Below are 26,248 nucleotides of genomic sequence, written 5' to 3' on the forward strand. Positions count from 1 at the left end.
CCTCACGACACATAATCGATCGTCTTCCCGCCCATATCAGCTTCCCTGCCAAACAGTCTCGAATACACTCCCGTTTGATTCAGAAGCAGATCCGCATGCTTTCCTTGTTCTACAATCCTTCCATCCTCCAGGACCACAATATGATCAGCAGATAAAACTGTTGATAATCGATGGGAAACGATAATGATTGTTTGATTCTTCCCGGCTCTCATCACCGCTTCGTTGATCTTGATTTCTGTGATCGGATCCAGTGCAGAACTCGCTTCGTCCAGAATCAGGATCGGGGCGTCTTTTAAGAGTGCCCTAGCCAGAGATAACCGTTGTTTCTGCCCTCCTGAAAGCAGGCTTCCCCTCTCACCGACTAGGGTATTGAGTCCTTCCGGCAAGGTTTCAATGAGTTCGCTCAAGCCGCTATCCTCCAATGCTTTCAAGAGCTCTTCATCCGTTGCGTCCCGCTTTCCTATGCGCAGATTTTCTGCAAGTGTCCCGCTTCTTAGCATCACATCCTGGGTGACGATGGCCATTTGTGAACGGAGCCAGGCTGTATCCCATTCCCGGATATCCCGGCCGTCGAATTCAATCCGTCCGACTCCCGTATCGTAAAGCTTAAATAGCAGATCGACTATTGTGGATTTCCCCGATCCACTCGGACCCACCAACGCCCATTTCTCTCCGGCACCGATGGAAAATGACACACCTTTTAACACATTTTCTTCTTTACCCGGGTAAGCAAAGGCCACGTCCTGGAGGCGGATGTTCCCGCCTGCCCGTTCACCACTAAAGCCTTCTGACACTTCAGCTTCAGAAGGTTTCTCAGAAAGCAGGATGTCAGAACGGTCCAGTGCCGGTCCCGTCCGTCTGACAGATAGCCAGTTCCGAAGCAGCTTCTGCATCTCATTCGCCGCAATGGTCACGAGTCCCCCGGCGGTCAGCATCTGTCCACTCGTCAACCCCTGATTCCATATCAATAGCGTACTGATTAAGTAAACAAGCCCAAGGGCAAATCCGTTGTAGCTCGCAATCACCACCACCGACTGCATTCTTGCTTTCAGTTCCTTTACCGAGTGTTGCACGAAGGTGTCCCGAATGGAGATGACACTGTCCACTTCACTTTCAGAGACACCCATCACACGTGACAGGTGAATCCCCGTCACCGATTCTCTTAATCTCTCAAGATATCTCGACGCTTCTTTTCTTGCATCAGCAGAAGCAGTCCTGGTCCTTGCTCCAACATAATTAGAAGTCCAATAGAAAATCACGCCGAGGACAACACTAGTAATCATCAAGTATGGATGAATCCATAACAGCACCAGGCTGTAAATGAATACCCCCTGCACGCTTGCCATGAACGTCGAGCCTTCCCATGCCAGGAAATTATGGAGCGTATCTGGATCATCCGACACCCTCGCAAGCATTTCCCCCGTTGAATTATGATGATAAAATGAATACGGGACGATCTGCAGATGCCGGAACAATCTCAGCTTCTGCCAATTCGTCACAGTCTTAGCGGTCTGATGACAGAAATATTCGTCGATTACCATCATGACCAGGTCCAGTACGGCTGATAAAATCAAGAGCCACATGAGACCCCATAGCCAATTATAGTTTTCATTCGGGATGATCGTATCCACCAGCCAGCTGAGGGCAAGGGTCGGGATCAGGGCCGAAAACACCTGGCTGATCGCAATGACGATGGAGTCTGCGATGACCCACTTTTTATAGGGGCGAAGGAAGCTAAGCACCCTTCTTCCGTCACGATTCTTCACTTGGGTGGCCGTCATCCGATCATCTCCTTTTCCAGCTCGCTGTATTGGGCTTTGTATAATTCATAATACTTTCCTCGCATGAGGAGCAGCTCTTCATGCGTTCCTTTTTCCGCCACCACTCCCTGATCGAGAAGGATGATCACATCGGCATTCCTTACCGTGACGAGTCGGTGGGCGATCGTAATCGTCGTCCGTCCCGGGATCAGCTTCTCTAAGGATGCCTGCACCCGTTCTTCCGTTTCCCCGTCCAGGGAGGAGGTCGCTTCATCAAAGATCAACACAGGAGGCTGTCTCAAGATCGCCCGGGCAAGGGCAACGCGCTGCCGTTGACCACCTGAGAGCTTCAAGCCCCGCTCCCCGACGACCGTTTCATACCTCTCCTCAAGGGAATCAATCATTTCCTTCAATCCCGCCGCTTCCACAGCCTGTTCCAATTCCTCCATGGCTGCATCGGGTTTTCCGTACAATAAATTCTGGCGTAGTGTGCTATTTAGAAGAAACGTTTCTTGAGACACAACCCCCACCTGCTGTCTAAAGCTGTTCCGGTTGTATTCAAATAAGTTCTTATCATCAATAAGCACGGAACCCTGCCGAGGTTCATACATTCCAAGTAAAAGTTGGACCAGAGTACTTTTTCCTCCTCCACTCGTTCCGACGATCCCAATGTGGTTCCCCTGACTTAGAGACAATGTAACTCCTTTCAAGACCTGCTTATCACTTCCAGGATACGAGAACCATAGATTCTCCAAGTCAATCTTTCCTTTTACCGGGCCAAAAGAAGGGAGCTTCTCCTCATGTTCTTCTGGTAAATCAAAATATTCATAGATCCGTTGAAGGGCAGGAATCGCCTGCTGGATCGTCAAGGCATGCTCCGCCATGGACCTGACGGGCAAGAACATGATGGGGATGAAGCTCAGGCACGCAATGAGGGTTCCGACTGTGATCGTACCGTCCCAAATCGCCCATCCGCCGATCAGCATCACAACACCCGGAGCCGCGATATTGAACAGGTTCCCCAGCCGCCAATTCACCTTCCCGATGAGGGCCGCCCGAATAGAGTACTGCTTCCAATCAGAGAGCTTCTTCTCCTGGGTACCGACTTCTACATCCTGCGTCTGGTAAGTCCTCACCAATCTCACACTCTCAATGCTTTCCTGCAGATGCTGATACATATCCGCACTCATCTCCCGCTGGACCGCGCTCATCTTTCGCATTTTCTTCCCCAATGTAAAAGAGGGAACGATATATATCGCAAATACGGCAAACATCACGATGGCAGCTGGCCAAAATAAAACAAACACCGCGGAAAAGGCCGCAATTGCACCTACAACCTGCTGTAGGATACGTGGAACAACTGTATTGTTCAGATTCTGGATCGACTCTACATCATGAGTCAGACGGAAGAGCATATCTCCCCTCGGCGTCTTTGAAAAGAACGACATCGGAGTTCGGTGCAGCTTTCTGAAGGCCCGGATCTGCATGTCTGTAATTACATCGAGACCGATTTTCACCTGAACATATTCCTGCATCGTCTCAAACAGGGCCTTACCTAAGTAAGCACCGAGAATTCCTGCTACGACCCAGACTAAGAAATCCAAGTCCCCTCCCACGATCACATCATCCACCAACCGCTTCACAAGAATCGATGGCACGATCGTGAAAAGACCGCCGATGATGGCAAACACAAGAGCCACTAATAACTTCCGCCAATAAGGCTTAAAATGATTTAAAGTTGTTTTGAATAAGTTCATGACTGCCCCCCTCACAAAACTATATTTTATACCAATTTTTTATAATATTCACTATAATTCGAATAGAGTAAGGGGCCCATATATTATGTAGAGAACAGTTTCCCTTCCAAAGCATGAATATATCGTTCTGCAGATCGTTGGACCGCTTGATCGGCATCTTTTTCTATCACCCGATGAAAGGCATTATACAGCTTATAGAAAGATAAAGGCTTTACTTTCTCAGCCATTTCCTTTACTTTACCTGCCGGCAGGGGAATGAGATTCGGATAGCTATACATGAAGCTGACCCAATCAGTATCCGCCACGACCTGAATGATATCTCCCGTCAACAGAACCCCTCCCTGCTCCCAGTGAAGGACCGCTCCACCTTTGAAATGTCCACCAAGGCGATGGAACGAAATCCCTTCGTTCAGGGTCAACTCTTCCCCTTCCCAGAACCGGATCCGCTCCCCAGGTTCCATGACCCAGGCCTGGTCATCCACATGAAGATAAATGTCCGCATCAAACCGTTCAGCCCACTCCAGCTGGGCAGAGTAATAATGCGGATGGGAAACCGCAATCGCATCGATGCCGCCCAACTCCTTAATGGTCCGGATCGTCTCCTCATCCAGATACGTGACACAGTCCCATAAAACATTATAGCCGCCAGTTGTAATCAAATAGGCCGTCTGCCCGATGCCGAACTTCGGTGTGGTGGTGATGCTATATAGTCCCGGTTCTTCTTGCAGAATGGTATTTTGATAGACACTGCTCCTAATCATTTCATCCAGTGTCGTCCAGCTTTGGCCATCCGGATTAACATACTGACGTTCCTCCTCACAAATGGGGCATCTTTCAGGTTCTTCCTGACTCTTAGGGTATTGGGTTCCACATGTTGTACATACATATTTGTTCATCATAAAAACTCCTCCTCTTAACGTCTCTTTATCTTATTTCATTTTATTCCATTTTCTAGTAATCGTCTTCCACCAAATGGTCAAATGTAGTCTACGACTTTAGGAGGAGAGGGTTCATCGCCTGAATGGTAAATCAACACTAAAAAAAGCTGAAGAATCACGCTCTTCAGCTCCTTTCATGAGGCTCACTTTATCCCTTCTGCAAGCTCCCGCATGGAATTCAACTTCGCAGTCAGTTCCAAGAACCATTCTTGGTCACCCGTTGCAAGCGCCAGGTCAATCAGGAACTGGATTTGTTCCTTGTTTTTCACAGGGGTGGACGGTATTTTTGTAACCTGTCTGTTCAATAAGGGAAGGCTTTTGCCTTCAATGGTTTTATTATCACTTGTCACGACTTTTGCTTTTAGTGTTTGACTTTGGATATCAAGGGTTTCAATATAACCGATGACCAATTCACCAGAAAGTAATTTCCCTTTGATCCAATCCCCGGTTTTTAAAATGGAATGCTGGTTTGACATACCTTTTCACCTTCCTAACTGTAATATTATTTGTTACATTTAGAGGAAAAGAAAGCTTCTATGCTTCCTCTTTATTGATTAAGTCGACGATATCTCTAATGGTGTAGTCTTTTAAGTAATCCCCCAGCTGTTCTTCTGCTCCCAGAAAAATGTGAAAGAGAACCTTTTTCATATTCGCCCCTACGACACACCGTTCGTTAGAGGCCGTGCATTTGGGCTGCAGGGCGCCTTCTGACGTGATTTTATAGATGTCCCACAAGTTGATCTCGCTCAAGTCCCTTGCAAAAATGAAACCGCCGCCCGTACCTTCTTTTGAGGCGATGAATCCTTGCTTTTTCAACAAACTCAGGACTTTTCGGATGCGTACCGGATGAACGCCGGCACTTTCTGAGATTGCATCGCTCGTGGACATGCGATCGGTCTTCAGAGCAAGATACGTTAAACTGTGAATGGCTAATGTAAAGTCACTATTCATGGCCTGCCTCCTTTACGGATGTTACTGTAATGGTATCTTTTACAGTTTATACTGTCAACCATCCTGATCCCTCAGTTAATTGGCCAGTTTTTGCAGCTCTTTGTATGAGAAGGTACGAACTTTTCTCGGCAGGAAGCTGCGGATTTCTTCATCGTTATAGCCGACCTGCAATCTCTTTTCATCCATGATGATCGGTCTCTTCAGCATTTGCGGGTTCTCCCTGATTAATGTATATAAATCCTGGAGCGGCAAAGAATCAATGTCTACGTCTAATTCCTGGTATGCTTTTGACTGGGTGGAAATAATGTCTTCTGTTCCGTTTTCTGTCAGACGAAGAATCGATTTGATCTCATCAGGTGTCAAGGGTTCAAGCAGCATATTGCGTTCCACATACTCAATTGAATGCTCATCCAGCCATGCTCTTGCTTTACGGCAGGATGTGCAGCTTGATGTCAGATATAGATTGACCATTTGTTTATACACTCCTTTTTAAATGTAATAAAAAAAGTAACAGTTTATATAAAAAGAATTACCCGTTGGTTCCAGGTACACTGTAATATTAATATTTACAGTTAAATATGTCAACCCTTTTTTTAAAAAATGAACACCACGCATCTTTAAATAACCCGTTTGGGTGAGCGGGAAAAACGTAAAATAACATTGCTTTTGGAGGTGGAATTAGCACGTTCATTCGCTCCTCCTTTTTTTATTGATATGACAACGTTTATAACTTTTAAAGAGTGTTTTAGCATACAAATTAACATCCGTTTTAACAACTCTTTTAGCAGTAATGAATAAATTTATTCACGGAAAATAATACTGAAGATAAAAATAGGACCATCCAAGTTGGATGATCCTTTGGTATTTCATGAAAGCCCATGAACATCAGGTTTCCCGTTAAACTTTTGCATTCTTAAACAATGAAACCAGGTTCTCTGCTTATTGAGGTTTATAGAGGAAAAAATTCCCCTTAATTATCAAATAGTACTGTAAACAGCTTAAATAGAGGGAGAAAATTCTCTTATTTGATTCGAAAAACGTGAAAATAAGAGCTTTGCTTTGCATAGAGGGAAAAACTCCAGTTTATTTCCCCAAAAACTACTTCTAATCTCCATATAACAGTAAAATCTCCGCTTATTTTTCTTTCCCTGATTACTCACTCTTCATCTTCCCATCTTTCGTATCTGCTAATAGAACGGCTATTTTTTGTGTTAGTTGATGTGTTAATAAGCATTCTATTTAAGTCGTGAATGGTATCCTTCTCCTTATCAACCGAACGGGTTAATCTTGAAAGGACAGGGGCCAAATCTCTGTTCCCTACTTATAAATGCGAAACAGGGCACTTGCCCCCATGAAGTTCAAGACATGGAGGTCACAGTGAAATGGATCCCCACAGTCATAATGATCAGTAATACCATCCAACCATTCGATATGGCCATTATCTTTCTGATCATCAAGACTTCATCCAGCTTGATCTGAACGATGAATCCCGAGGCAATCGCCAACATCCAACAGGAGATGCCCAGGGGGGAAAATAAATACCCCGTGTTCATGATCCAGGAAAGAAAGATCATGACATGTAACAAAGTGAAACCGATAGCCAGTTTTTTCAAACCGATCCCTTCTGACCTCATGTTAATGTCCGGTTGGAAGTTGAACCGTCTCAATCTGAACCGAACCCTTTCCCTTCACCCGCTTCAACATTGCCACGATCAGAAAGCTGACAATCACCAATAAGAGCCATGAACTCACCTTCCCCAGATGAACGAGACTCCAGGCATCGGTTTGATTTGGATATTCCCAGGCACCAAAGAACGTAGCGATATTTTCGGCTATCCATATGAAAAATCCGATGAGCACAAATGAAAGGGCTAGTGGCATGCGGTAACGGGTTCCGCCCACCTCGTACAGGACCCATGTTCGCCAAAAGACGAACAGAACGAGTCCCGATAACCACCAGCGAATGTCGATCCAGTAATGATGGGTGAAAAAATTCAAATAAATGGTAGCAGCCAGGGGGAAAACGACCATGAGAGGTGGCCACTTCACCAGTTCCACATTAAGCCTCCTCCACGCCTGACAAAGATAACTCGCCACACTTGCGTACATGAACCCGCTGTACAAAGGCACCCCAAACACTTTGGAATACCCCTCCCCGGGATAAGACCATGAGCCCATATGGACTTTGAAAAGTTCAAGGGCAAGGCCGATCAAGTGAAACAAGGTGATCACCTTGAGTTCGTCCCGTGTTTCAAGCCCGGAACGCAGCATTCCCCACTGCATCAGGAGGCAGATGATGAGTAGCCAGTCATACCGCGGTAGTAGTGGAAGCGGGATGATTTGTGTCAAAGCCAAAGAGGCAAAAATAACGACAGGGAACAAACAGGATAGGGCCTGCTCCCAACCAAAACGAACGAGTTGTTTTAATGCTCTCATGATTTCGCCTCCAGACCCTGTTTATTGAATGTCTTCCTCACTTTTGTATTCTAAAAGATCCCCAGGCTGACACTCCAATGCCTTACAGATCGCTTCTAAAGTGGATAATCGGACCGCTTTTGCCTTTCCATTTTTCAATATAGAAAGGTTCGCCATCGTGATTCCAACTCTCTCCGACAGCTCTGTTACGCTCATTTTCCTTTTTGCCAACATCACATCAATATTGATTATAATCGCCATGTTTTCACCTCAGACCGTTAAGTCATTTTCTGATTTTATATCGATGGCATTTTTTAATAGCTTTTGAAGAACTGCCGCAAATACCGCAATCACAAGCGGAGCGAATATAAACATCATACCAATCACGATGACCCCGGGAGCGTCGTCGATCTCTCCCATGAGATAGAAGAGCGGCATCCCGGCCACATACAAGATTGTGATGGTGGTGGCACAATATTTAATATTCTTTAAAGCCTTGACCGATAATTCCGAGAACGCATCGTTCTTGTCAATATAGCTTAATAGTCGGATCGCTTGATACAAGGCAACGAAAAACGGGATCGCTGAAATATACATCACGATCAAAATACCATATACCAAATATTCAAGCCCTGAACCTGCTACATCCTTTGCTAACCAGGGCAACCCGAATACGCAAAGGGCAAAAACCGGGGTTCCTATAAGAAAAACAGCTATTTTCAAAAAGAGTGTTTCTCGTTTCATCAAAAGCACCTCGCTTATTTAAATTCCATTTTATCTTAATACATAATTTATTGTTTTACAATAAAAAATTATCGAAAACAATTTTATTATTATTGTATTAAACCAATATAAAAAAGCATTCCTTATGAGAAAGAAATGCTTTCATACAGCTACTTCAAACAGTTAGATAAGATTTCCTTATGGCTGTGTGACCAATTTATCAAGTCAAAGCTGCCCTTCCTTATGAGACCTTTTAGAATTTTCACTTCATTCCATACCAGATCGTAAAGAGGCTTATCAATGATTCCTTTCAATAAAGCATCTTCTAGCTCATCCGCATCTTTTTCAATGATTTCTCCCGTTGGTAATAGGACAATATCCAAGAATAAATCGTCCATCCAGGGAATATCATTTTCTATTCCATTGCGGAGGCAAATATCGATATACCATTGAACGATCTCACCACCTGCATCAAACATCGTCGTGACTGAATGATTCTTACCGATTGGAAATTGCTGCAGCCACATATAGCCATTATCCACTATACATACACTTTTTTCCCCATACCGCACCGATAACGGCTCCGTTACTTTTATTGTATTCAATAAAGTGATAAATCCCTTGAATCCCCCGGTATCGAGATACGCCTGTGAATATTTACGCTTGATCACTCGTTCCCAATCGGGGCGGTCTCCATATTTTCTTTTTAGCATCATGATCCCTCAAGCCATTTTCTATTTATGTCCCCATGAGTTATTCTTCCGATAACCTTTCCGCCATATAAGCAAAGGAATGAGGTTCCCCGCACAGTGCTTCTACACGTTGCTTCCAGGAATAAAGCTGGTTCGGCTCAATGAATTTCGATAGAAGCTCATGAAAAACGTCCTTATTTCCGTAAGGGCTCTTGATCTTGAACTTGTGGCGAATCGTGTCCCTTATGGCTAAGGTTATCGATCTTTTTCCCCATCTTCCCCTTCCCCACACAAACCGGAAACGAGAGGATGACCGAGGTGCCTTGATTGATCTTGCTTAAGACTTTTATCGTTCCTTTCATTCCTTTTACCAAGTGAAAGACAGTCATCATCCCTAGACCGGTTCCATTCTTCCCTTTCATGGAAAAGTAAGGTTCACCGAGTCGCATGATTTGTTCCTTTGTCATCCCGATTCCCGTATCGTTCATGACGATGAATACTTTACCTTCTTCTTGATAGCTGAAGATTCTTAAAGTCCCGCCAGAATCCATTGCTTCTATTCCGTTTTTCATTACATTGACAAGGACCTGCTGCAGCTTATTGGGGTCACCTTTAATCGAATAGTTATGTAATACGCTCACCTTCAGGACAATTCCTTTTTTGATTGCAAGGGGCATGATGATTTCCTTACTTCTATGGATTTCTTTCCGGATATCCACGACCATTTCAAGCTCCGGGTGCGGCTTGGCAAAGTTCAGATATTGGTTGATGACCTCTGTGGCACGGTCAATCTCACTGACTGCAATCTTCGAAAGTTCGTTATTCGCAGAAGCATTCGATGGATCTTCGTTGATCAGTTGAAGAAAGCCCTTTACGGTCGTCAAGGGGTTTCTCACTTCATGACTCATGCTGGCAGCCAAGTGGCTGACCACCTGCATTTTCTCATATTTAATCGACTCCACTTGGAGTATATAGCTGGTTCTGATGATTTCACATAGGTAAAAAACAAAGAAAGTCGCCCCTGTCAGAACAGCTGAATAAATGAAGAACGAAGAAAAATGTCCGAAATCAAAGATCAAGGATGGGATCAATAAGGAAAGAACCGAGTAGCAAAACGAAAAAAACGTAAACAAGTAAACTCTAGTCTTCCATGCTTTCTTCGCCATGATCGGACGCATATATAAAATCACGATAGTGGAGAGAATGGCCAAGACCACCGTAATGATTAATCCAGGCCCTAACATTGGCACACGAATTGCAATCATCGTAACAGCAAGCCAGGGCAGGACCCGATTCCCACCATATATCCCCCCTAATAGAAAAGGAATGAATCGCAAATCATAGACAAAGCCATTTTCCAATCGAACGGATAAAGCCAGACTAAGAAAAATCAGAATAGAACTAGCCATATAAATAGGAAAGGGCTTAATCTGAAGGTTGTACATTCGTTTCTTGGATAAGTAATAAAAGTTTATGATTAAAATAATAATCAAAATGACAAGGAGGTTAATAAGTAGACCGGTAAGTAACGCTGAATGATTCATCGGTGTAGCCTCCATTCTTTTAAAAATTTTGACAACTATGTATTATTCCTTATTATAACGAATATCCTTTCAAATTGTTTCGATTAGAAAATTTCCCAACCTGGGAACCTCGCCCTCCCAAAAATAAACGTTGATAGGCGATTCAGTTGTTTTGAAACAGCTGAATCGCCTTTTCATTTTCCACTATTTACATAACTTTCATAGAAAGGTCGGAACATCATACAAAAATGGACAAGGAATCAGACACAGGCTATCTATACCAATCTCTTCACTCTTTGTCACTTCCTACGACTTGGGAAAATAATCCCCTATTATTAATCAAAAGTTACTCTATCCATTCATATAACTCAATAGAGAAGCACAAAAGCGTGCAAGGGATAATGAGTATCTATGTTTATAAATAGTGGGACAAGTTCACACACACTTTCGTATGCAATGAATATTTTAGTAGTAACATACCAGACTGGAGGTGAATGTAACTTGGGTAAACAGAAAGATGATGATAAAAATTCAGAAGTTTCCTTCAAGCACGATAAAGACGGAATTAAAATTTATATTAATATTTATAATACGAACAACCTAGCAAATGAAGGCGGCAATGCCGGTGTGGAACAAACCGCATCGGAAGGATCACAGAACCTGACCGGAAAAGATGGGGAGAATGCAAGCCAAGGCGGACAAATCGCAGATAAAGGTGGGCAAAACGCCAACCAGTTTGGACAAGTTGTTAGAGATGGCGGAGAGAATACAATAGAAGATGCAGATAATGAGCCTGGTTAGGTAGAGAAAACGTATCCAGCGTTCGATGTTTTATTGTGCTGCTTTTCCAATAATTGAGCATCCGTGTCGAATTTCCTTTAAATCTTTACCTGCTTTAATCATCCCGGGACCCATGCAAGAGCCTGTCTCGCTGGACGTGAATAAAAAGAAGACGGGGATGTTCACTCCCCGTCATCCCCACCATCTCCATCCCCATCGCTATCTCCATCATCAAAATAATCATTCACCTTTTCTATTAAGCTATTATCCTTCCCCTCGTCTTCACCCAGTTTAGACGAATGAAAGAAACTCTCTAATGTAAAGACTTGAACAGCCTGTTGCTTGTACCTGTTCATAAAGTAGAAACAGATAATAAAAATAAGGATAATAAGCAAGATGAAAGCAGGTATCATTACATGATTCAAAATGGTCACACCCCCTTATGCTGCCTTTCTTATGAATATGAGAGGAACGGGGTTTACATGACAGGCCCAGCTGGTTGACTCATTATTTTATTTTCCCCTTGCTATGAAACGCGTTTCATACATTAGGCTAAAAAGGAGGATTTGATTGGCGTAACGCGATTCTGGCGGCGTGACAATCATTGATTCTTATCCGAAGTGTTCATAGATTTTGAACACTTCCCCTTCCTCTCAATCTGACAATCTATGCTACGATAGGGATAATAAGAAGGGGGATGAATGCACATGTCCATGTTCAATAAAGTGATTGCGAGTATTGGGATTGGTTCCGCGACCGTTGATACGAAGGTGAAGCGGGCTTATATTCAGCAGGGTGAGATGCTTGAGGGAGTCGTGGAAGTGAAAGGCGGTAATACGGATCAGCGAATCGAATCGATCGACCTGAAGCTGATGACGATGTTCGGTCATGAAGGAGGAGATCGACTGTCACCTGTCGTCGTGGAAGTCCACCAGCTCAATGAGCCTTTCACTATTTCTAAGGGAGAAAAAAGGCACATTCCATTCTCATTCAAGGTTCCTCTGGATACGCCGATCACGATGGTACACCCTGAAACGCAGAAGAATGTTCCGCCGGTCTGGATTGATACGGGTATCGATATCAAGAATGCCATTGACCCCAAGGACAGGGATTATGTATCCGTAGACCCGACAACCGTTCATGAAAATATTGTAGACGCCATCAAGGTCATCGGGTTTAAATTCAAGCAGATGGAAAGTCAGAACACCCCTGCATGGGTGAAAACAAATCGTCCTTTCGTGCAGCAATATGAATTCACTCCATCCTTCGGCAAATACAGCCGGAAGCTCGACGAACTCGAAGTCTATATCCTTCAAGGGGACCATGAGACCACCATCTACTTTGAAATCGACAAACGGAGCAAAGGATCGATGGCTGTGTTGAAAGAAAAGTTCAACCTGGATGAACACAGAGGAAGCGTGACACTTGATAACCAGGAGATCCTGCTTAAGAGAAGCCGTGTGAGTGATGTGTTTGAAGAGATTATTGATGAGGTACTTTAATCTAGAACATTAACATACCACTAAAAAACGATCACGGGCAATAAACCCCTGATCGTTTCTTTTTATTGACTTGAACTTCCACCTCTTGAACATATTAAAAGGGTTCCTCCCTTACCGATACCCTTTTGCCTCTATTGAATGAAAAGACGATCATCATGACTCCCAATATGGCACACATCCCATACATGAACGAATAAGACGAGAGATCGGCGAGCGGTCCCATCAGCACTCCACCTAGGGAGACTCCTAAGTCGGCCGTAGCAATGAAGAGCCCCAGTAGGACATTCCGTTCCACTTTCGGAAGAACAAAAGATAGATACGTGGTGAGCGTTGGATAAATCAACGCCTGTGCCATTCCGATCCCGACAGCCCCCACATAGAAAGGAACACTCCCCAACGTCTGGGAGAAGCTGATGCATAGGGCTGCCAGGGCGAGAAGAAGCATGGTCCCCATGACAAAGGGGGCATGCCATTTGCCGTCAGATGGAATATGTTTTCTCAAGGTGAAACGTGCAAACACAACGGTTGCAGCCTGCAGCATGAGGAATATTCCGGCGCTTCCACTCTTCATCTGAAATGCGTATAGAGGGATGAAGGTAGTGATGGCTCCGAATATGATGGATGAACCTAGCATCAGCACGCTGCACCGGAACAGGTGAGGATTTTTCACCAGTTGGGTGAAGGAGGCAAGCATCTTTCCCCCTTTTCCATCTATTACTGGTACCGGTTCATTTTCTTTCGTTTCCAACTTGGCGCTGTACCCAAATATGCCCGTCATAATGGCAAGCCCAATCATCACGTAGCCGAATGAATCCATTCCTCCCTGCCAGATTCCGATGGCTAGTAGCGGACCAAGGATGCCTGGGATATAGGAAAATAAAGAATAAAGCGAGATACCTTGCGACCGGTCCTTCTCAGGCAGTGCATCGATGATCCCTATTTGCATGGCCATGGAAAAGAAGGCCGTCGCCACCCCCTGCAGCATCCTGGCCACTAAATAGCCTCCAAGGCCTGAAATGGCATATAGAGCAAGGGCAAGCCCGTTCAGGATCAGGATGATACGCAGGATCCGGGTCGGTCCGTGCTTTTGAATGATCTGACCAGCCCAGGGCCGGAAGAACATCGTCGTAAATAGATACGCCCCCATCACCAGGCCGATCGTCGTGTTGCTTGCTCCCCACTCTTTTCCTTGCAGGGGGATGAGCACATTCAGGATGGCGTTGGCACTGAAATAACAAAGGACTACCAAATATAATCGTAAGAATGGCCACGATAATGCTCCATACACTGTCTATCGCCTCCTCTCTTCTTGATGATTTCCGGGTCTAAAACGTGACCAGTGACCGCAACAGCTGTTTCGCATAATCGGATTGAACGTCCTTTAAGCGTTCCGTTTCAACCATTTCTTCCACCTGTCCTTGACGAAAGATGAGGATGCGGTCGCAGATATAGGCGGCTGCCTCAATATCATGGGTGATGAACACATAGGTCATACGGTGTGTTTCCTTCAGTTTCCGGAGAAGATTCAAAATCTGTAATTGAACCGACACATCCAGGGAACTGATGGCTTCATCAAAGAGGATCCAGCCGGGCTCAGTGGAGATCGCTCTTGCGATGCACACCCTTTGAATCTCTCCACCGGACAATTCATGGGGATATTTATGCTTGTATGTATGTGGCAATCCTACTTCACTCAGCAGTCCGTCTACCTTATAGGCCTTCTGATCCGCTGGTATCTTCTGCAGCTCGAGTGGCTCAAGGATGGCCTGCTCTACCGTGAAAAATGGATTGATGGACGATTTGTAATCCTGGAACACCGCGCTGATCTTCCCGATTCGTCGGTTCGTGTCTGCTACATCCACACCATCAACGGTAACGGCTCCCCGGTCCGGTTTTTCTATCCCGGTCATGAGCCGCCCCAGTGTCGATTTGCCGCTTCCGCTTTCCCCGATGATGCCCAGGCATTCTCCCCGCTTCACTTCAAAGCTGACATCGGTCAGCACTTGCTTCCTCTCTTTCGAAAAAAGGCCTCCATGTTGATATGATTTGTTTACATGATTAGCTTTCAGCATATTAAGGACTCCCCATCAGGCTGTTAAATTGATGGCTCAACGATTGCCGGGTGGATACCAGGTATTTCGTATATTCCTTCTCCGGCTCTCTGAAAACCGATTGAGCCTTCCCCCGTTCAATGATCCTGCCGTCCTTCATGACCAATAGATCATCGGCTATGTGACGGACCACTCCCAGATCATGGGATACGAAGATCATGGAGCATCCCATTCTTTCCCGTAACCCGATCAGCTGATTCACCACTTCATACTGGGTGATGGTATCAAGTGCTGTCGTCGGCTCATCGGCGATGATGAGATCCGGTTCCAGGATAAGGGCCAGGGCAATCATGATCCTCTGGAGCATTCCTCCCGATAATTGATGGGGATATTTGTTCAGCACTTCGACAGGATTCTTGATCATGACGCTTTCAATGGCGAGTGTCAGCTTTCGTTCCATCTCAGTTTTAGACCAGTTGAAATGTTCCGCTGTCGCCTGACGTAGATGAACGCCTATGAGACGTGATGGATCAAATGCGGTCATCCCATTCTGCATGATCATGTACATCTGTTTGCCCCGTTTCTTCCTCATCCCTTTTTTCGAAAGGGTAAGGAGATTTTCCCCTTTAAAAAGAACGGACCCGGTTTCTTTCAACCATGGTTGGTTCAACCTCATCAACGACCTGCATGTCAGGGATTTGCCACTACCACTTTCCCCGACGATGGCAAGTGTCCTTCCCTTCTTCACGTGGAAGGAACTATCCTTCACAAGCCATTGGTCCGTTTTTTCATCGATGATGGACAGACCGTTTACCTCAAGTATATTCATTTTGTTTCAGCCACCTCTTTTCTTGATTCCGGTTTGATCAATAACAGGCTGTTCCTCTTGTGAATCTTCGCGCCACGGCTCCTTGGATCAAGTGCAACCTGCAGGGAATCTGAAAGAAAATTGAAAGCCATTACAGTAATGATGATAGCTGATCCGGGTGCCAGTAGTAGCTCCGGCCGGGTAAACATCACCGAGCGGGCTTCGCTCAGCATCATCCCCCACTCCGCAGTAGGGGCCTGGACCCCCAATCCAAGAAAGGAGAAGCCTGAAATCTGCAGAATCATCGAGGAAATCGAACTGCTGGAAATGACCGCGATATCGGCAAACGTCACGGGCAGGATATGCTTGAGCATGATTCTGCCGTGCCCCACCCCGATGACCCTTGCATACCTCACATAATCAGATTCGGCAAATTGTCTGACCGAAGTACGGATGACACGGGCAAACCATGCCCACTTAGTGACGATAAATGCAATCAGTATATTTTCAAGCCCGACCCCAAGTACACCGATAATGGCAAGGGCCATGACATATCCGGGAAACGACAGCATGATATCACAGACTCTCATCAGAAACGCATCCACTCTTCCCCCGAAATATCCCGACAGGAAACCGACGATCGCCCCGAGCACCACCGAAATGGCCAGTGCGAGCAAGACCCACAAGACACTCGGCCGAATGCCGAAAAGGATCCTCGACAATATGCAGCGTCCCAAATGATCATTCCCTAACAGATAATCCCATGAAGGGGGTGCATAACGTAAGCCCATATCGACTTCCGCCGGATCATGGGGAGCTATGAATGGTGCAACCAGACCGCCAAGGAGGGTCAAGAGAATGACGATCAACGATCCCATCGCCAGCTTATCATGACGTAAATTCGTTAATTGTCTCATTTAATGATCAGTCCTTACTTTAGGATTCAGGGCGGCATTCAAGATGTCAGAAATGGCATTGAACATCACGAATGCCACCGCCACGATCAGTACATACGCCTGAACGACTGGAAAGTCCCTGCTGACAATGGATCTGATACTCAAACTTCCTACTCCCGGCCAGGCAAAAACACTCTCCACGACGACTGTACTCCCTAATATGATTGGTATCGCCATACAGAAGACAGAAATGGCGACCTGCAGGGAGTTGCGTATGATAGAGACGGTGACGTGCCATTCCTTCAATCCGCATGCCCTGGCATAGAGTACATAATCCTCATTCAATTGACGGAGCATCGAGCTTCTTACGACCCGGAAGTATATCCCCGCATAACTAATGGTAATGACAAGGACGGGCAGGATGTAACTTGTATAGGAATCCATTCCATTCGTTGGGAATAGATCGAGCTTCACGGAAAAATACCAGATCAATAAAGATGCCAGTAAATAGGAAGGCATGGCCGTCAAGAAGAACGAGATACCCCTGACAAACTGATCCACCGCTTTGTCCTGCTGTAAGGCACAAATCACTCCAAGGAGAACCGACAGAATCATGACCGCGACCGAGGAAATGAGGGTCAACTTCACTGTGTTGATCAAAGCTGGTCCAAGGAGCGACCATACAGGCTGTCCCGTCACAAAGGATGTTCCAAAGTCCAACCGGAGACAGTCCATCAGCCAATCCCCGTACTGAAGGAGGAAGGGCCGGTCAAATCCGAGCTCCTTCCTTGTCTCTTCCATCAGTTCATCCGTAATGACAGGTACCCCCTGGGACTTGAGGACGACCTCAGCCGGATCCATGGGGGACAGGCTCATCAATACGAACGTTATAAATGAAATCATCAATAGAACCGGAATCGATACCAATAGTCTTCTAATGATGTACCGTATCAAGACAATCCTCCTCTCGGGAATCCAAGGTAACGACTTCCCTTTTCATTATTGGAGTCTCATCTGGTCGAAAGGCAGCTCAAACTGTGTTTGTTTGAATGTCAGCCCCTTTAAACCTTTAGGAGCCACAACCGTCATTCGGCCATTCGATATCGGAATAAATACAGCTTCGTCATGAACGATCGTCAAAATATCCTTATAGAGGGATTTCCTCTTCCCTTCGTCCGTCGTCACCATCACTTCTTCGATTTTTCTATAAAGTTCATCCGCCTGCTTGATGCCTTTGGTTGTATGAAGGTAAGAAGCATCGGAAGTGAACGCCGCGATCGTACTGACAGGATCATACGCGAGGCCCCATGTTTGATTAAATAATAATTCATATTCACCGGTTGATCGTCTATTGGCGATGGATGTGGATTCCTCCCCGACGATTTCAAGAATTGCGCCAATTTTTTTCAATGAGCTTTGGATGAATTCGGCCTCTGTTTTTTGAGAAGGTGAATTGACGTCATAATAGAGCTTCATGGTCAAAGGACGGCCATCCTTTTCACGGACCCCATCATCACCGGACCTCCAGCCATTTTCTTCTAACAACTTTTTAGCTTTATTGACATCAAAGCCCCTCTTCTGCAAATCTATATCTGCATAAAGGACATTGGATGAAAATAAGGTATGGGCTTCTGTTTCCGTCCCGTCCAAAATATCTTCAGAGATCGTTTTCCTGTCAATGGCGTACCAGATCGCTTCCCGAACCGCCGTCTCCGTAACGGGACTATCCGTTTTGCTGCTATTGGCGACGATCATCTTCGTGTTCATCGCCTCACTTCTTTTCACTTGGTGATCTCCTGTTTCGACCAGCTGGTTCATCGCTTCCACATTCAGGCTGTCAGCACCGCGATCATCTGTGAAGGCAAAGTTGACCTCCCCCTTTTGTAAAGCCAGGAATGTCGTCTCCCCTGCAGGAAGCACCTTTGCTGTAATTTCCTTTATAGAAGGCACGCCTCCCCAATAGTCTTCGTTGGCTTCGAACCGGGCGAACTCGTCCACCTTATGTTCCCCAAGGATATAGGGTCCGGTGCCGTGATAACCATTCACACCATCCTTCGTTTCCCCATCCTTGAAGTCATTGGGTGACAGGAACACATAAGGCCTTGTCATCGAAAGTTCTGTCAAGGTAGGATAATAGGGCTCAGACAGAGCCAGTTCCACCGTATGCTCGTCAACGACCCGAACCTCCTCGATTTTAGTGGAAAGCTTGATCCACGCGTGCTTCTCCGCGTTCCCTTGTACCGCTTCAATGTTCTTCTTTACGGCCTCGGCATTGAACGGCTCCCCATCATGAAAGGTGACACCTTGTTTGAGGTGGAAGGTATACACCTTGCCGTCATCTGAAATCTCCCAGGATTCAGCAAGGAGCGGCTTGATGCCATCCTCTGTATTTTCAACCAATGATTCATACACTTTTCCCTGGGCAGCCATAGACCCTGTGTATAAATGTGGGTTCATATCATTGATATCCTTGGCCGTCGCATAAACCAGTTCATTCTTATCTGCGTCCTGTCCACCTTCTGTTTTCGCTCCGCAGGCAGTGAGGATCATCATCAAAAGAATCATTACGCTTAATGTCCATCTCTTCTTCATCTTATTTTTCTCTCCTTTTATACTCTGTTTATAAAACAAAATCATTACGATTTAAATTTTGTAACCAACTCTTTTCCCATCTCACTAGTAATCCTCGCTAGATCCTCTTCGAAGCTTCGAATGGAAAAGGCTTTGGAAAGCTTTTGATCATGATGGACTTCCGCGACTTCTGTCAGCTTGTCCTCATAGATCCTGATCAGCTTGTCAATGGTAGGGCTCGGTACTTCCAGGAATCGTGCAATTCCCTGGATGATCTTGATCCGGTAATAATCTTCCTTAGGCATTCTCGGGATATCCAGCTCGCCCTCTGCGTTCCTGTACATCTTCCTGATCGGAACGGCCGAGAAATCGAAATACCTTCCTGCCTCGTCAGGAGTGGAAAATGGATCGATCAACAGTGAGGTATAGCGTATGTAAAGTAAATACTCCTGGTGGATTCTATCCAGCTGTTCAAACCCTTCGATGTCACTCCTTGATAAGCTTTCCAAACGTACGGGATAGTTATCGTCTGTCATAAATTGCAGGAGGTTGAGCGGCTTGATGTTCACTCTGTCCAGGATTTCCTTCATTTCCTGCCATTGAGCGAGCATATCCCGGATCAGGTGCTGGGTGATCGGTCCCTCGGGATACAGCTTATACACATATTTCATGGAAGGTCCCCCGTCAAATATCTCCTGCAGTGTCACATCATTCATAAAGAGCGGTGGATGGACGTAGAGGGAAATATTGCGGGTTTCTGATTCCAATGGGGATTCGGTCTGGACTAACTCTACGCCGAGCTCCTGCCCTAACGCAATCAGACTTTGAACCGTCTTCGATTGTCGATGGGTCGATCCGATATAAAGCTTCTTCTTCACCGCCGTCGTGATGACATGGTGAGAAGGATCACGCTCCCTCCACCTTGTATCCCCTAGATAAGTAGAGAAGCTGATGATTTCCGCCTCTGGTTGAACCTGTGCCAGATCATGCTTCACAAGGCTATTGGATCCGAGAGTAGGAGAAACCAATACGATTGACCGGACTCCTTTGAATACTTCCCCCGGAATGGTGTGGAGCACGTCCAGATATGCGTCTGTGGTGACGGCCAATACGACGTGATCCCACTCTCCCCTAATCGTGTCGAGACCGGGGTACACATGATCGACCAAGCATTCACCTTGTAATCTCTCATTCTGGTGATTTTGAACGGACACCCGAATGTGATTTCCATTCATCCTTAACGATTGAAAAAATGATTCCGACCGGACGGACTTCCTCCCTGCCAGTCCCACCTCGCAGCCCAGGTGGTTCTTTACGATCATACAAAGCTGCACCGAAGCGGGTCCCGTACCAATGACCAGCACCCGTTTATCCATTTTCATCGATTATCCTCCTGACATGTAGCGGGACGAATTTTTTCATAGAGTAAGATATCAAATATTTGCTGGGGACGCAGACTATTTTCTGCTATTCTCCACTTCTCCTTATCTACTTCACGGGAAGGGAAGTTGAAGAGGGATTTCAGTCCATCCCCGTACCTCATCGACACAACGACCTCCTCATTGGTCAACTCATATAACTGATCCATGATGTCATACTTCGCTTCAACCGTCGAACTGAAGATGATATGGGTCACTTCTTTGAGATCTCTGAGCTGTTCCACAAACGAACGTTCCAGTGCAATATTTAAATCCCTGCCTAACCGATCCACAACCTGCCGTCCCAGGGTGATCGCTTCTTCGTCAATGTCGATCCCGATCACCTTTGCCCCAGTGCGCCCCGCAATAAGGAGCGGTGTCATCGGAAAAGAACCGGAGCCGACAAGGAGTACAGTCGATTCCCGTGTCACCTGAAACTGCCCGAACTCCTCTTCAATGCTGGACTCAATGTTTTGAAAGTAGTCTGCTATCTCTTCTTCCCCCCTCAGTAGCTTCCGGGCCCGGTGCTTCTCCATCTTGGCCACGGATAGGGATGATAGATTTCTTAACTGATTTACCAGTTGTGGATCCGCTACCTGATCCCACCTCTTTATGTACTCTTCATTAAGAATGAATCGTGAATACTCGTTGATTACCTTTTCTAACGCCACAGCCTCTTCTTCCATAAGGCTATTTCCTTGAATGGCTTCACTAAATCGATCCAAATAGATACGCAGATCCTCCTCAAGGGTCTTACTCGCCTTCATCCTATAACCTCCTCTACCATGTGAATAAATGCTTTCCCTTCTGCCACAATACCGACAGTGCCTTCAATCCTTACTGAGGTGATGGACCGTGATTCCCAATCTGCTGTTACATTCATATCCCCTCCAGGCTGTTTAACCTGCAACGAGATGAAGCGCTTTTGCTTCCAAGCAAGATAAGCACCCAATGATCCGGTCCCTGATCCGCACCCCCGTTCCCACATCATGCTGTTCACATCCGGTACATGGATGAGGGGGGCAAGTTCGTGGGTTTCAGGATCATAGAGCAAAACACCAACCAGATTCGCCTCATAGGAGGAGTTGATCAATCGTGCCAGAGTTTCTGCCGACTGGCGTAATGAAGAGTTCAACTGTCCCGCTTCCAATACAGCGTGAACCGCCTCCTGATAATAGATCATCGTGACAGGAAGTTCTTCTCCATCCACCACCCATATTTGCTTCCTGATTTTAGCGGGAATAGGCATCGTCATGCTGCAACGGTACAAGCCCATCTCACTCTTCACTTCACACCGGACCAGCTCGTCGGTTCCCGAGGCTTCCATCAGGATGGTTGTCGAACAACCGAGAGGCAGCCCCTTCTCGGAAGCAATGAAGGCAGCCAATGACATGCAGGCATTCCCACAGAATTCTCCCCCGGCCATCTGCAGGCTGGAATCTGCACCCGTATTCTTCGGCTCTTCAATAAAGCCCACCTGTTCAGCATATAAACTGTCATATGCCATAAGCTTTGACGCAATCTGATGATATTCTTCCTTGAGGTGTTTGGTCTTTACAAGTACCGTCATATTCTCCGTCGGGTTGAATTTGATAAACTCGATCTCCTGCATCATTTCGATCCCTCTGCTTCTTTTGGTAATGAGATATTGAAAGGATTAACTATTAATTCGTAACCATTACGATTTACTATGTAAAAAATATATGGAGTGTCGTCAAAGCGTAATAGTTACGATTTACCTTTATTATGCTATGACTTTTTTTCACTTCTGTCAATCGGATTTTTTCCAATAAGTATAATTAGGAAAAAGGGGCTACCCTCATTTATTGTTTTCCGTCAGGAGGACTTCTAGCCAGTATCAAAAAGAAACCTTCCTCTCTACATAGTGAGGGAAGGCAAATTCCGTCTGCATTTTCACTTTTAATTGCAGCCACACAGAACCCTAACCGACAGATTTGTCGTCTTCAATTCCAAGAGGGTGGCGCCTCAGTGAATATGCATCACTTTTAATTGCTCAATGACTAGAATTAAATCAATGATCAACTTTTGAAACTGGGGAAATCGGCTTGAAAAATTGATCTACCATATCGTTCGTAACGTCTGAAACATGTTTGTACTCATAGTTCGGTGACTGGTCCCGATCAATGAGGACAGACCGAACACCTTCATAAAAGTCATCGTGTTTTAAGAAGTTCTTGGCTAGTAAAAGGTCGGTTGCAAAGCATTCTTTCATTGTCTTTTGTTTGCCGTCAATCATTTGTTTTAACGTGATTTTCAATGAAAAAGGGGACTTTGAAAGCAGCAATCCCTTCGCATTCAAGTTAAAATCGCTTGTCTGACTGTCGAGGGACTGAAGGATTTCTTCAACCGTCTCAAACGCGAAATGCCGATCGATTTCATGTTGAATAGAGGAAATATGGCTTTCATTAGAAGAATGTGTTTTGTATTCATCAATCAGTTGATCAAGGATTTCCTCCATCTTCTCATGACGCCAATCCGTATTTTCCACTTTTTCTATATAACGTTCTAATGCCACACTTTCCATATAGATGTCTGCCCCGTTTACATAAAGAACATCCTGAGCCTGTATGACTGAGGCCGTTAAAGCGAGATAACGACCTGCGTGCCCGGGAGCTTTATTTAAGAAGTAAGCTGCGCCAACATCCGGAAAGAAACCGATATTCATCTCGGGCATCGACCATTTTGTCCGCTCCGTTACGATGCGATGACTAGCCCCATATGTTAAACCAACGCCCCCGCCCATTACGATTCCGTCTAAACAGGCAATGATCGGCTTCGGATATTGATGGACGGCCATATCGACCTCATATTCATCAGTAAAAAAATTCTCTGCTTTTCGCCGAGCGGATTCAGACAAACGCGCTTCATAGAGTGATTTAATATCACCTCCTGCACATAGCGCTTTTGAACCTGCACCTTTCATGACGACGATCGATACACGATTGTCTGTCTTCCATTCTCTTAATTTTCCACCTATAGCGATGACCATCTCATGAGTTAGAGAATTGAGAGCTTTCGGGCGATTTAGTAAAATCGTAGCAACACCATTTGGGTTAACGGAAAACAATACTTCATCGGTCATTCTATCTCCTCCCTTTTATGAATGTGTGAAGTCTGGATTGCGTTTTTCGATGAATGCGTGAATCCCTTCTTTCGCATCCTCAGTCAGGAACAACTCAGCAAATCTTCTACGTTCCTTTTCTAAGCCCTGTTCCATACTTACGTTACTGCCCTGTACAATACACTCCACTGCCCGCATCACACTGGTCATGCTTTTCCCTTCCACAAACGAAGTTGCAATTGCTCTTGCCGTCTGTAACAATTCACTTTCCTTTACAGCTAACTGAGCTATCCCAAGATCTACTGCTTCTCTTGCAGAGAGGGTCCTCCCTGTAAGGATGATATCCAATGCGGTTGCTGTATCTGTTATCTTACGAAGCCGCTGTGTCCCGCCGAAAGTCGGAATCAGCCCAAGCTTTAATTCAGGAAGACCAACCGTAGCATGATCTGACATGATTCTGAAATGACAGCTCATCGCCAACTCCAGACCTCCCCCGAGAGATGGTCCATTTATCGCGGCAATGACAGGTTTCTTCAGAGCTTCGATTTCATCACAAAGAGCCTGACCATTCTTCGCCAGTTCCAACCCCTCTTCTAGATTCCCTAATTTAGATACGAATTCTTTTATGTCTGCTCCCGCCACGAAGAAACGGCCCTCTCCTGTTACGATGATGGCTTTTGTTTCATCATCCTTGACCAGTTCCTGAAAAAGGGAACGCAATTCGGTGATACAGGAAGAAGATAATGTATTCGCCGGTGGATTGTTCACTGTGACCATTGTGATATCATTTTCTTTTTGAATCGTTGCGTATGTGTAACTCAAGATTTTCCCCTCCGGTTGAAAGATTTCAAGATAAATAGATCCCTCTAAATGCTTATATCCTACAAATAGAGGGATCCTACGGTCAGGTTTAGAACCAGCGTTCTGTTACTACTTTCTTGCGTGTGTAAAATTGGACACCGTCTTTTCCATTTGTTCCAAGGTCTCCATAAAATGATGCTTTGTTTCCTGCGAATGAGAAGAATGCCATCGGAGCTGGTACATTGACATTCACGCCGATCATGCCGGCATCAATTTTATCGCGAAACTTCTGGACACTTTTGCCGCTCGACGTATAGATAACAGCTCCATTGGCAAATTTGGATTGATTGGTGAGTTTGATTCCCTCATCAAGGTCTTTTACTCGTACGACACTCAATACTGGCGCGAAGAGTTCCTCCTGCCATATTTTCATATCCGGCTTCACATGGTCGAAAATGGTCGCTCCGACATAGTATCCTTCCCCTACTTCAGGATCCCGTCCGTCCACTCGTAACGAAGCCCCTTCTCTTACCCCTGTGTCGATATAATGGAGCACACGGTTTTTGTGGACTTCCCTGATCAAGGGACCTACAAAGTTATCTTCTGACCTGCCGTCCCCTGTTTTCAGCTTGCGTGTTTCAGAAACGAGCATTTCCATAAACTCATCCGCGATCTCATCTACGACTGCAACGACTGAGCACGCCATACAGCGTTCACCACTGCTGCCGAACGCGGCACCAATAATGCCTTGAACCGACTTCTCAAGCTCGCAATCCGATAGGACTACAGCATGATTTTTGGCACCGGCAAGTGCCTGGACACGCTTTCCGTTAGCTGTACCCGTTTGGTATACATGCTTTGCTACTGGTTCGGATCCAACGAAAGAAATGGCTTTGATGTCTTCATTCTCCAGTAATCCGTTCACCACGGCTTTTGCTCCATGTACGAGGTTAAGGACACCTTTAGGGAAGCCTGATTCATAGAATAGCTCCACAAGCTTACCGGCTAAGATCGGAGTTTTTTCTGATGCCTTCAGAACAAACGTATTTCCACAAGCAATCGCAAGTGGGAACATCCAAAGTGGTACCATCATCGGAAAGTTAAACGGTGTAATTCCTGCAACGACTCCTAATGGATAACGCCAAATCGAACCATCAATTCCGTCCGCAATTCCAGGTAGGGACTCTCCCATCATTAGAGTTGGTGTCGCAGTCGCAAGCTCAACGACTTCTATTCCCCGCTGAACCTCTCCTCGAGCATCCTTTAGCGTTTTCCCGTTTTCCATCGTGATGATTTCAGCCAATTGTTCTTTCTGCTCTTGAAGAAGCCTTAAGTAATTGTATAAAAGTCTTGTCCGATTCGGCACAGGGACCAATGACCAAGTCTCAAACGTCTTTTCAGCGGCCAGTACGGCTTGATCGACATCCGCTCTCGTCGATAGAGGTACATAGGCAATAATTTTTCCATTCGCAGGATTGATTACTTCATCAACATCCGTTCCGGTAGAATCTACCCATTCTCCGTTGATGTTGTTCTGCATTTTTTTAATATTTGTTGTAATCATCTATTCTCTCACCCCT

27 protein-coding genes are annotated in these 26,248 nt (G+C 45.6%); 2 read left to right on the plus strand and 25 right to left on the minus strand.

The features are described from left to right. Positions 1-2 precede the first annotated feature (2 nt). From ACXAF2_RS14915 to ACXAF2_RS14970, 12 genes are all read right to left on the minus strand, one after another. Complete coding sequence (locus ACXAF2_RS14915; RefSeq protein ID WP_475139786.1) at positions 3-1,781, minus strand: ABC transporter ATP-binding protein; 1,779 nt, start codon at positions 1,779-1,781, stop codon at positions 3-5. Beyond that, complete coding sequence (locus ACXAF2_RS14920; protein ID WP_475139788.1) at positions 1,778-3,517, minus strand: ABC transporter ATP-binding protein; 1,740 nt, start codon at positions 3,515-3,517, stop codon at positions 1,778-1,780. The genes ACXAF2_RS14915 and ACXAF2_RS14920 overlap by 4 nt, the downstream gene beginning before the upstream one ends. Before the next feature lie 83 nt (positions 3,518-3,600). Continuing rightward, positions 3,601-4,416 carry an MBL fold metallo-hydrolase gene (locus ACXAF2_RS14925; RefSeq protein ID WP_475139789.1) on the minus strand — a complete coding sequence of 272 codons (816 nt, stop codon included), beginning with the start codon at positions 4,414-4,416 and terminating at the stop codon, positions 3,601-3,603. Between the two features lie 182 nt (positions 4,417-4,598). Further along, positions 4,599-4,931, minus strand: a complete 333-nt coding sequence (locus tag ACXAF2_RS14930) for an IDEAL domain-containing protein (RefSeq protein WP_475139790.1) — start codon at positions 4,929-4,931, stop codon at positions 4,599-4,601. A gap of 58 nt (positions 4,932-4,989) precedes the next feature. Then, complete coding sequence (locus ACXAF2_RS14935) at positions 4,990-5,406, minus strand: RrF2 family transcriptional regulator (protein WP_475139792.1); 417 nt, start codon at positions 5,404-5,406, stop codon at positions 4,990-4,992. A 75-nt stretch (positions 5,407-5,481) separates the two neighbouring features. Then, positions 5,482-5,877, minus strand: a complete 396-nt coding sequence (spxA, locus tag ACXAF2_RS14940; RefSeq protein ID WP_475139793.1) for a transcriptional regulator SpxA — start codon at positions 5,875-5,877, stop codon at positions 5,482-5,484. Positions 5,878-6,764: 887 nt separating this feature from the next. Further along, positions 6,765-7,019 carry a hypothetical protein gene (locus tag ACXAF2_RS14945; protein ID WP_475139795.1) on the minus strand — a complete coding sequence of 85 codons (255 nt, stop codon included), beginning with the start codon at positions 7,017-7,019 and terminating at the stop codon, positions 6,765-6,767. A 22-nt stretch (positions 7,020-7,041) separates the two neighbouring features. Next, positions 7,042-7,842 (minus strand): DUF817 domain-containing protein, encoded by an 801-nt coding sequence (locus tag ACXAF2_RS14950; protein WP_475139797.1) that lies wholly within the window; start codon positions 7,840-7,842, stop codon positions 7,042-7,044. A gap of 21 nt (positions 7,843-7,863) precedes the next feature. Next, entirely contained in the window at positions 7,864-8,082 is a 219-nt protein-coding gene (locus tag ACXAF2_RS14955; RefSeq protein ID WP_148967859.1) for a helix-turn-helix domain-containing protein, read from the minus strand. Between the two features lie 9 nt (positions 8,083-8,091). Further along, positions 8,092-8,565: a DUF2975 domain-containing protein gene (locus tag ACXAF2_RS14960; RefSeq protein ID WP_475139798.1), complete on the minus strand. Its 474-nt coding sequence runs from the start codon at positions 8,563-8,565 to the stop codon at positions 8,092-8,094. Positions 8,566-8,714: 149 nt separating this feature from the next. Continuing rightward, positions 8,715-9,257: a ribonuclease FAU-1 family protein gene (locus tag ACXAF2_RS14965; RefSeq protein ID WP_475139799.1), complete on the minus strand. Its 543-nt coding sequence runs from the start codon at positions 9,255-9,257 to the stop codon at positions 8,715-8,717. A 173-nt stretch (positions 9,258-9,430) separates the two neighbouring features. Continuing rightward, positions 9,431-10,780 (minus strand): ATP-binding protein, encoded by a 1,350-nt coding sequence (locus ACXAF2_RS14970; protein ID WP_475139801.1) that lies wholly within the window; start codon positions 10,778-10,780, stop codon positions 9,431-9,433. A gap of 480 nt (positions 10,781-11,260) precedes the next feature. Between ACXAF2_RS14970 and ACXAF2_RS14975 the strand changes: the two genes are divergently transcribed. Further along, positions 11,261-11,560 carry a hypothetical protein gene (locus tag ACXAF2_RS14975; RefSeq protein ID WP_475139802.1) on the plus strand — a complete coding sequence of 100 codons (300 nt, stop codon included), beginning with the start codon at positions 11,261-11,263 and terminating at the stop codon, positions 11,558-11,560. A 161-nt stretch (positions 11,561-11,721) separates the two neighbouring features. Here the strand turns inward: ACXAF2_RS14975 and ACXAF2_RS14980 are convergent, their stop codons facing one another. Further along, positions 11,722-11,964 carry a hypothetical protein gene (locus ACXAF2_RS14980; protein ID WP_475139803.1) on the minus strand — a complete coding sequence of 81 codons (243 nt, stop codon included), beginning with the start codon at positions 11,962-11,964 and terminating at the stop codon, positions 11,722-11,724. 282 nt (positions 11,965-12,246) lie between these two features. On the opposite strand from ACXAF2_RS14980, the gene ACXAF2_RS14985 reads away from it, so the two are divergent. Beyond that, positions 12,247-13,041, plus strand: coding sequence for a sporulation protein (locus ACXAF2_RS14985; RefSeq protein WP_475139805.1), 795 nt, complete (start codon positions 12,247-12,249; stop codon positions 13,039-13,041). 94 nt (positions 13,042-13,135) lie between these two features. Here the strand turns inward: ACXAF2_RS14985 and cntE are convergent, their stop codons facing one another. From cntE to ACXAF2_RS15045, 12 genes are all read right to left on the minus strand, one after another. Beyond that, positions 13,136-14,329, minus strand: a complete 1,194-nt coding sequence (gene cntE, locus ACXAF2_RS14990) for a staphylopine family metallophore export MFS transporter CntE (protein WP_475139806.1) — start codon at positions 14,327-14,329, stop codon at positions 13,136-13,138. 37 nt (positions 14,330-14,366) lie between these two features. Further along, positions 14,367-15,113 carry an ABC transporter ATP-binding protein gene (locus ACXAF2_RS14995; RefSeq protein ID WP_475139808.1) on the minus strand — a complete coding sequence of 249 codons (747 nt, stop codon included), beginning with the start codon at positions 15,111-15,113 and terminating at the stop codon, positions 14,367-14,369. A gap of 1 nt (position 15,114) precedes the next feature. Next, entirely contained in the window at positions 15,115-15,921 is an 807-nt protein-coding gene (cntD, locus tag ACXAF2_RS15000) for a staphylopine uptake ABC transporter ATP-binding protein CntD (protein WP_475139810.1), read from the minus strand. Further along, positions 15,918-16,817: a staphylopine uptake ABC transporter permease subunit CntC gene (gene cntC / locus ACXAF2_RS15005; RefSeq protein ID WP_475139812.1), complete on the minus strand. Its 900-nt coding sequence runs from the start codon at positions 16,815-16,817 to the stop codon at positions 15,918-15,920. Before cntC ends, cntD begins: the two co-directional genes overlap by 4 nt. Continuing rightward, the gene (gene opp1B / locus ACXAF2_RS15010; RefSeq protein WP_475139814.1) at positions 16,818-17,750 is read right to left on the minus strand and encodes a nickel/cobalt ABC transporter permease; all 933 of its coding nucleotides are present in this window, start codon (positions 17,748-17,750) and stop codon (positions 16,818-16,820) included. 45 nt (positions 17,751-17,795) lie between these two features. Then, the gene (cntA, locus tag ACXAF2_RS15015; protein ID WP_475139816.1) at positions 17,796-19,388 is read right to left on the minus strand and encodes a staphylopine-dependent metal ABC transporter substrate-binding lipoprotein; all 1,593 of its coding nucleotides are present in this window, start codon (positions 19,386-19,388) and stop codon (positions 17,796-17,798) included. Between the two features lie 44 nt (positions 19,389-19,432). Next, positions 19,433-20,749 carry an opine metallophore biosynthesis dehydrogenase gene (locus tag ACXAF2_RS15020; protein ID WP_475139818.1) on the minus strand — a complete coding sequence of 439 codons (1,317 nt, stop codon included), beginning with the start codon at positions 20,747-20,749 and terminating at the stop codon, positions 19,433-19,435. Beyond that, on the minus strand, positions 20,746-21,552 hold the full coding sequence (locus ACXAF2_RS15025; RefSeq protein ID WP_475139819.1) for an SAM-dependent methyltransferase: 807 nt from the start codon (positions 21,550-21,552) through the stop codon (positions 20,746-20,748). Before ACXAF2_RS15025 ends, ACXAF2_RS15020 begins: the two co-directional genes overlap by 4 nt. Beyond that, positions 21,549-22,400 carry a histidine racemase CntK family protein gene (locus ACXAF2_RS15030; protein WP_475139821.1) on the minus strand — a complete coding sequence of 284 codons (852 nt, stop codon included), beginning with the start codon at positions 22,398-22,400 and terminating at the stop codon, positions 21,549-21,551. Before ACXAF2_RS15030 ends, ACXAF2_RS15025 begins: the two co-directional genes overlap by 4 nt. 417 nt (positions 22,401-22,817) lie before the next feature. Further along, a complete protein-coding gene (locus ACXAF2_RS15035) occupies positions 22,818-23,888 on the minus strand; it encodes an enoyl-CoA hydratase/isomerase family protein (RefSeq protein ID WP_475139823.1) in 1,071 nt (356 codons plus the stop codon). Positions 23,889-23,903: 15 nt separating this feature from the next. Continuing rightward, a complete protein-coding gene (locus ACXAF2_RS15040; RefSeq protein ID WP_475139824.1) occupies positions 23,904-24,689 on the minus strand; it encodes an enoyl-CoA hydratase-related protein in 786 nt (261 codons plus the stop codon). Between the two features lie 88 nt (positions 24,690-24,777). Next, positions 24,778-26,232 (minus strand): CoA-acylating methylmalonate-semialdehyde dehydrogenase, encoded by a 1,455-nt coding sequence (locus ACXAF2_RS15045; protein WP_475139825.1) that lies wholly within the window; start codon positions 26,230-26,232, stop codon positions 24,778-24,780. Positions 26,233-26,248 lie beyond the last annotated feature (16 nt).

Source organism: Rossellomorea sp. ABR4_004 (assembly GCF_056159585.1).

Bases quoted from the DNA above. Each gene is read 5' to 3' on its own strand.
- ACXAF2_RS14935 (WP_475139792.1), bottom strand. From the start codon at position 5,406: ATGAATAGTGACTTTACATTAGCCATTCACAGTTTAACGTATCTTGCT.
- ACXAF2_RS15020 (WP_475139818.1), bottom strand. From the start codon at position 20,749: ATGAAAATGGATAAACGGGTGCTGGTCATTGGTACGGGACCCGCTTCG.
- ACXAF2_RS14925 (WP_475139789.1), bottom strand. From the start codon at position 4,416: ATGATGAACAAATATGTATGTACAACATGTGGAACCCAATACCCTAAG.
- ACXAF2_RS15045 (WP_475139825.1), bottom strand. From the start codon at position 26,232: ATGATTACAACAAATATTAAAAAAATGCAGAACAACATCAACGGAGAA.
- ACXAF2_RS14985 (WP_475139805.1), top strand. From the start codon at position 12,247: ATGTCCATGTTCAATAAAGTGATTGCGAGTATTGGGATTGGTTCCGCG.
- ACXAF2_RS14995 (WP_475139808.1), bottom strand. From the start codon at position 15,113: ATGCTGAAAGCTAATCATGTAAACAAATCATATCAACATGGAGGCCTT.
- ACXAF2_RS14960 (WP_475139798.1), bottom strand. From the start codon at position 8,565: ATGAAACGAGAAACACTCTTTTTGAAAATAGCTGTTTTTCTTATAGGA.
- spxA (WP_475139793.1), bottom strand. From the start codon at position 5,877: ATGGTCAATCTATATCTGACATCAAGCTGCACATCCTGCCGTAAAGCA.
- ACXAF2_RS14950 (WP_475139797.1), bottom strand. From the start codon at position 7,842: ATGAGAGCATTAAAACAACTCGTTCGTTTTGGTTGGGAGCAGGCCCTA.
- ACXAF2_RS14955 (WP_148967859.1), bottom strand. From the start codon at position 8,082: ATGGCGATTATAATCAATATTGATGTGATGTTGGCAAAAAGGAAAATG.
- ACXAF2_RS14930 (WP_475139790.1), bottom strand. From the start codon at position 4,931: ATGTCAAACCAGCATTCCATTTTAAAAACCGGGGATTGGATCAAAGGG.
- ACXAF2_RS15035 (WP_475139823.1), bottom strand. From the start codon at position 23,888: ATGACCGATGAAGTATTGTTTTCCGTTAACCCAAATGGTGTTGCTACG.
- cntC (WP_475139812.1), bottom strand. From the start codon at position 16,817: ATGAGACAATTAACGAATTTACGTCATGATAAGCTGGCGATGGGATCG.
- ACXAF2_RS14965 (WP_475139799.1), bottom strand. From the start codon at position 9,257: ATGCTAAAAAGAAAATATGGAGACCGCCCCGATTGGGAACGAGTGATC.
- ACXAF2_RS15025 (WP_475139819.1), bottom strand. From the start codon at position 21,552: ATGAAGGCGAGTAAGACCCTTGAGGAGGATCTGCGTATCTATTTGGAT.
- cntA (WP_475139816.1), bottom strand. From the start codon at position 19,388: ATGAAGAAGAGATGGACATTAAGCGTAATGATTCTTTTGATGATGATC.
- ACXAF2_RS14970 (WP_475139801.1), bottom strand. From the start codon at position 10,780: ATGAATCATTCAGCGTTACTTACCGGTCTACTTATTAACCTCCTTGTC.
- ACXAF2_RS14920 (WP_475139788.1), bottom strand. From the start codon at position 3,517: ATGAACTTATTCAAAACAACTTTAAATCATTTTAAGCCTTATTGGCGG.
- ACXAF2_RS15030 (WP_475139821.1), bottom strand. From the start codon at position 22,400: ATGATGCAGGAGATCGAGTTTATCAAATTCAACCCGACGGAGAATATG.
- ACXAF2_RS14915 (WP_475139786.1), bottom strand. From the start codon at position 1,781: ATGACGGCCACCCAAGTGAAGAATCGTGACGGAAGAAGGGTGCTTAGC.
- cntD (WP_475139810.1), bottom strand. From the start codon at position 15,921: ATGAATATACTTGAGGTAAACGGTCTGTCCATCATCGATGAAAAAACG.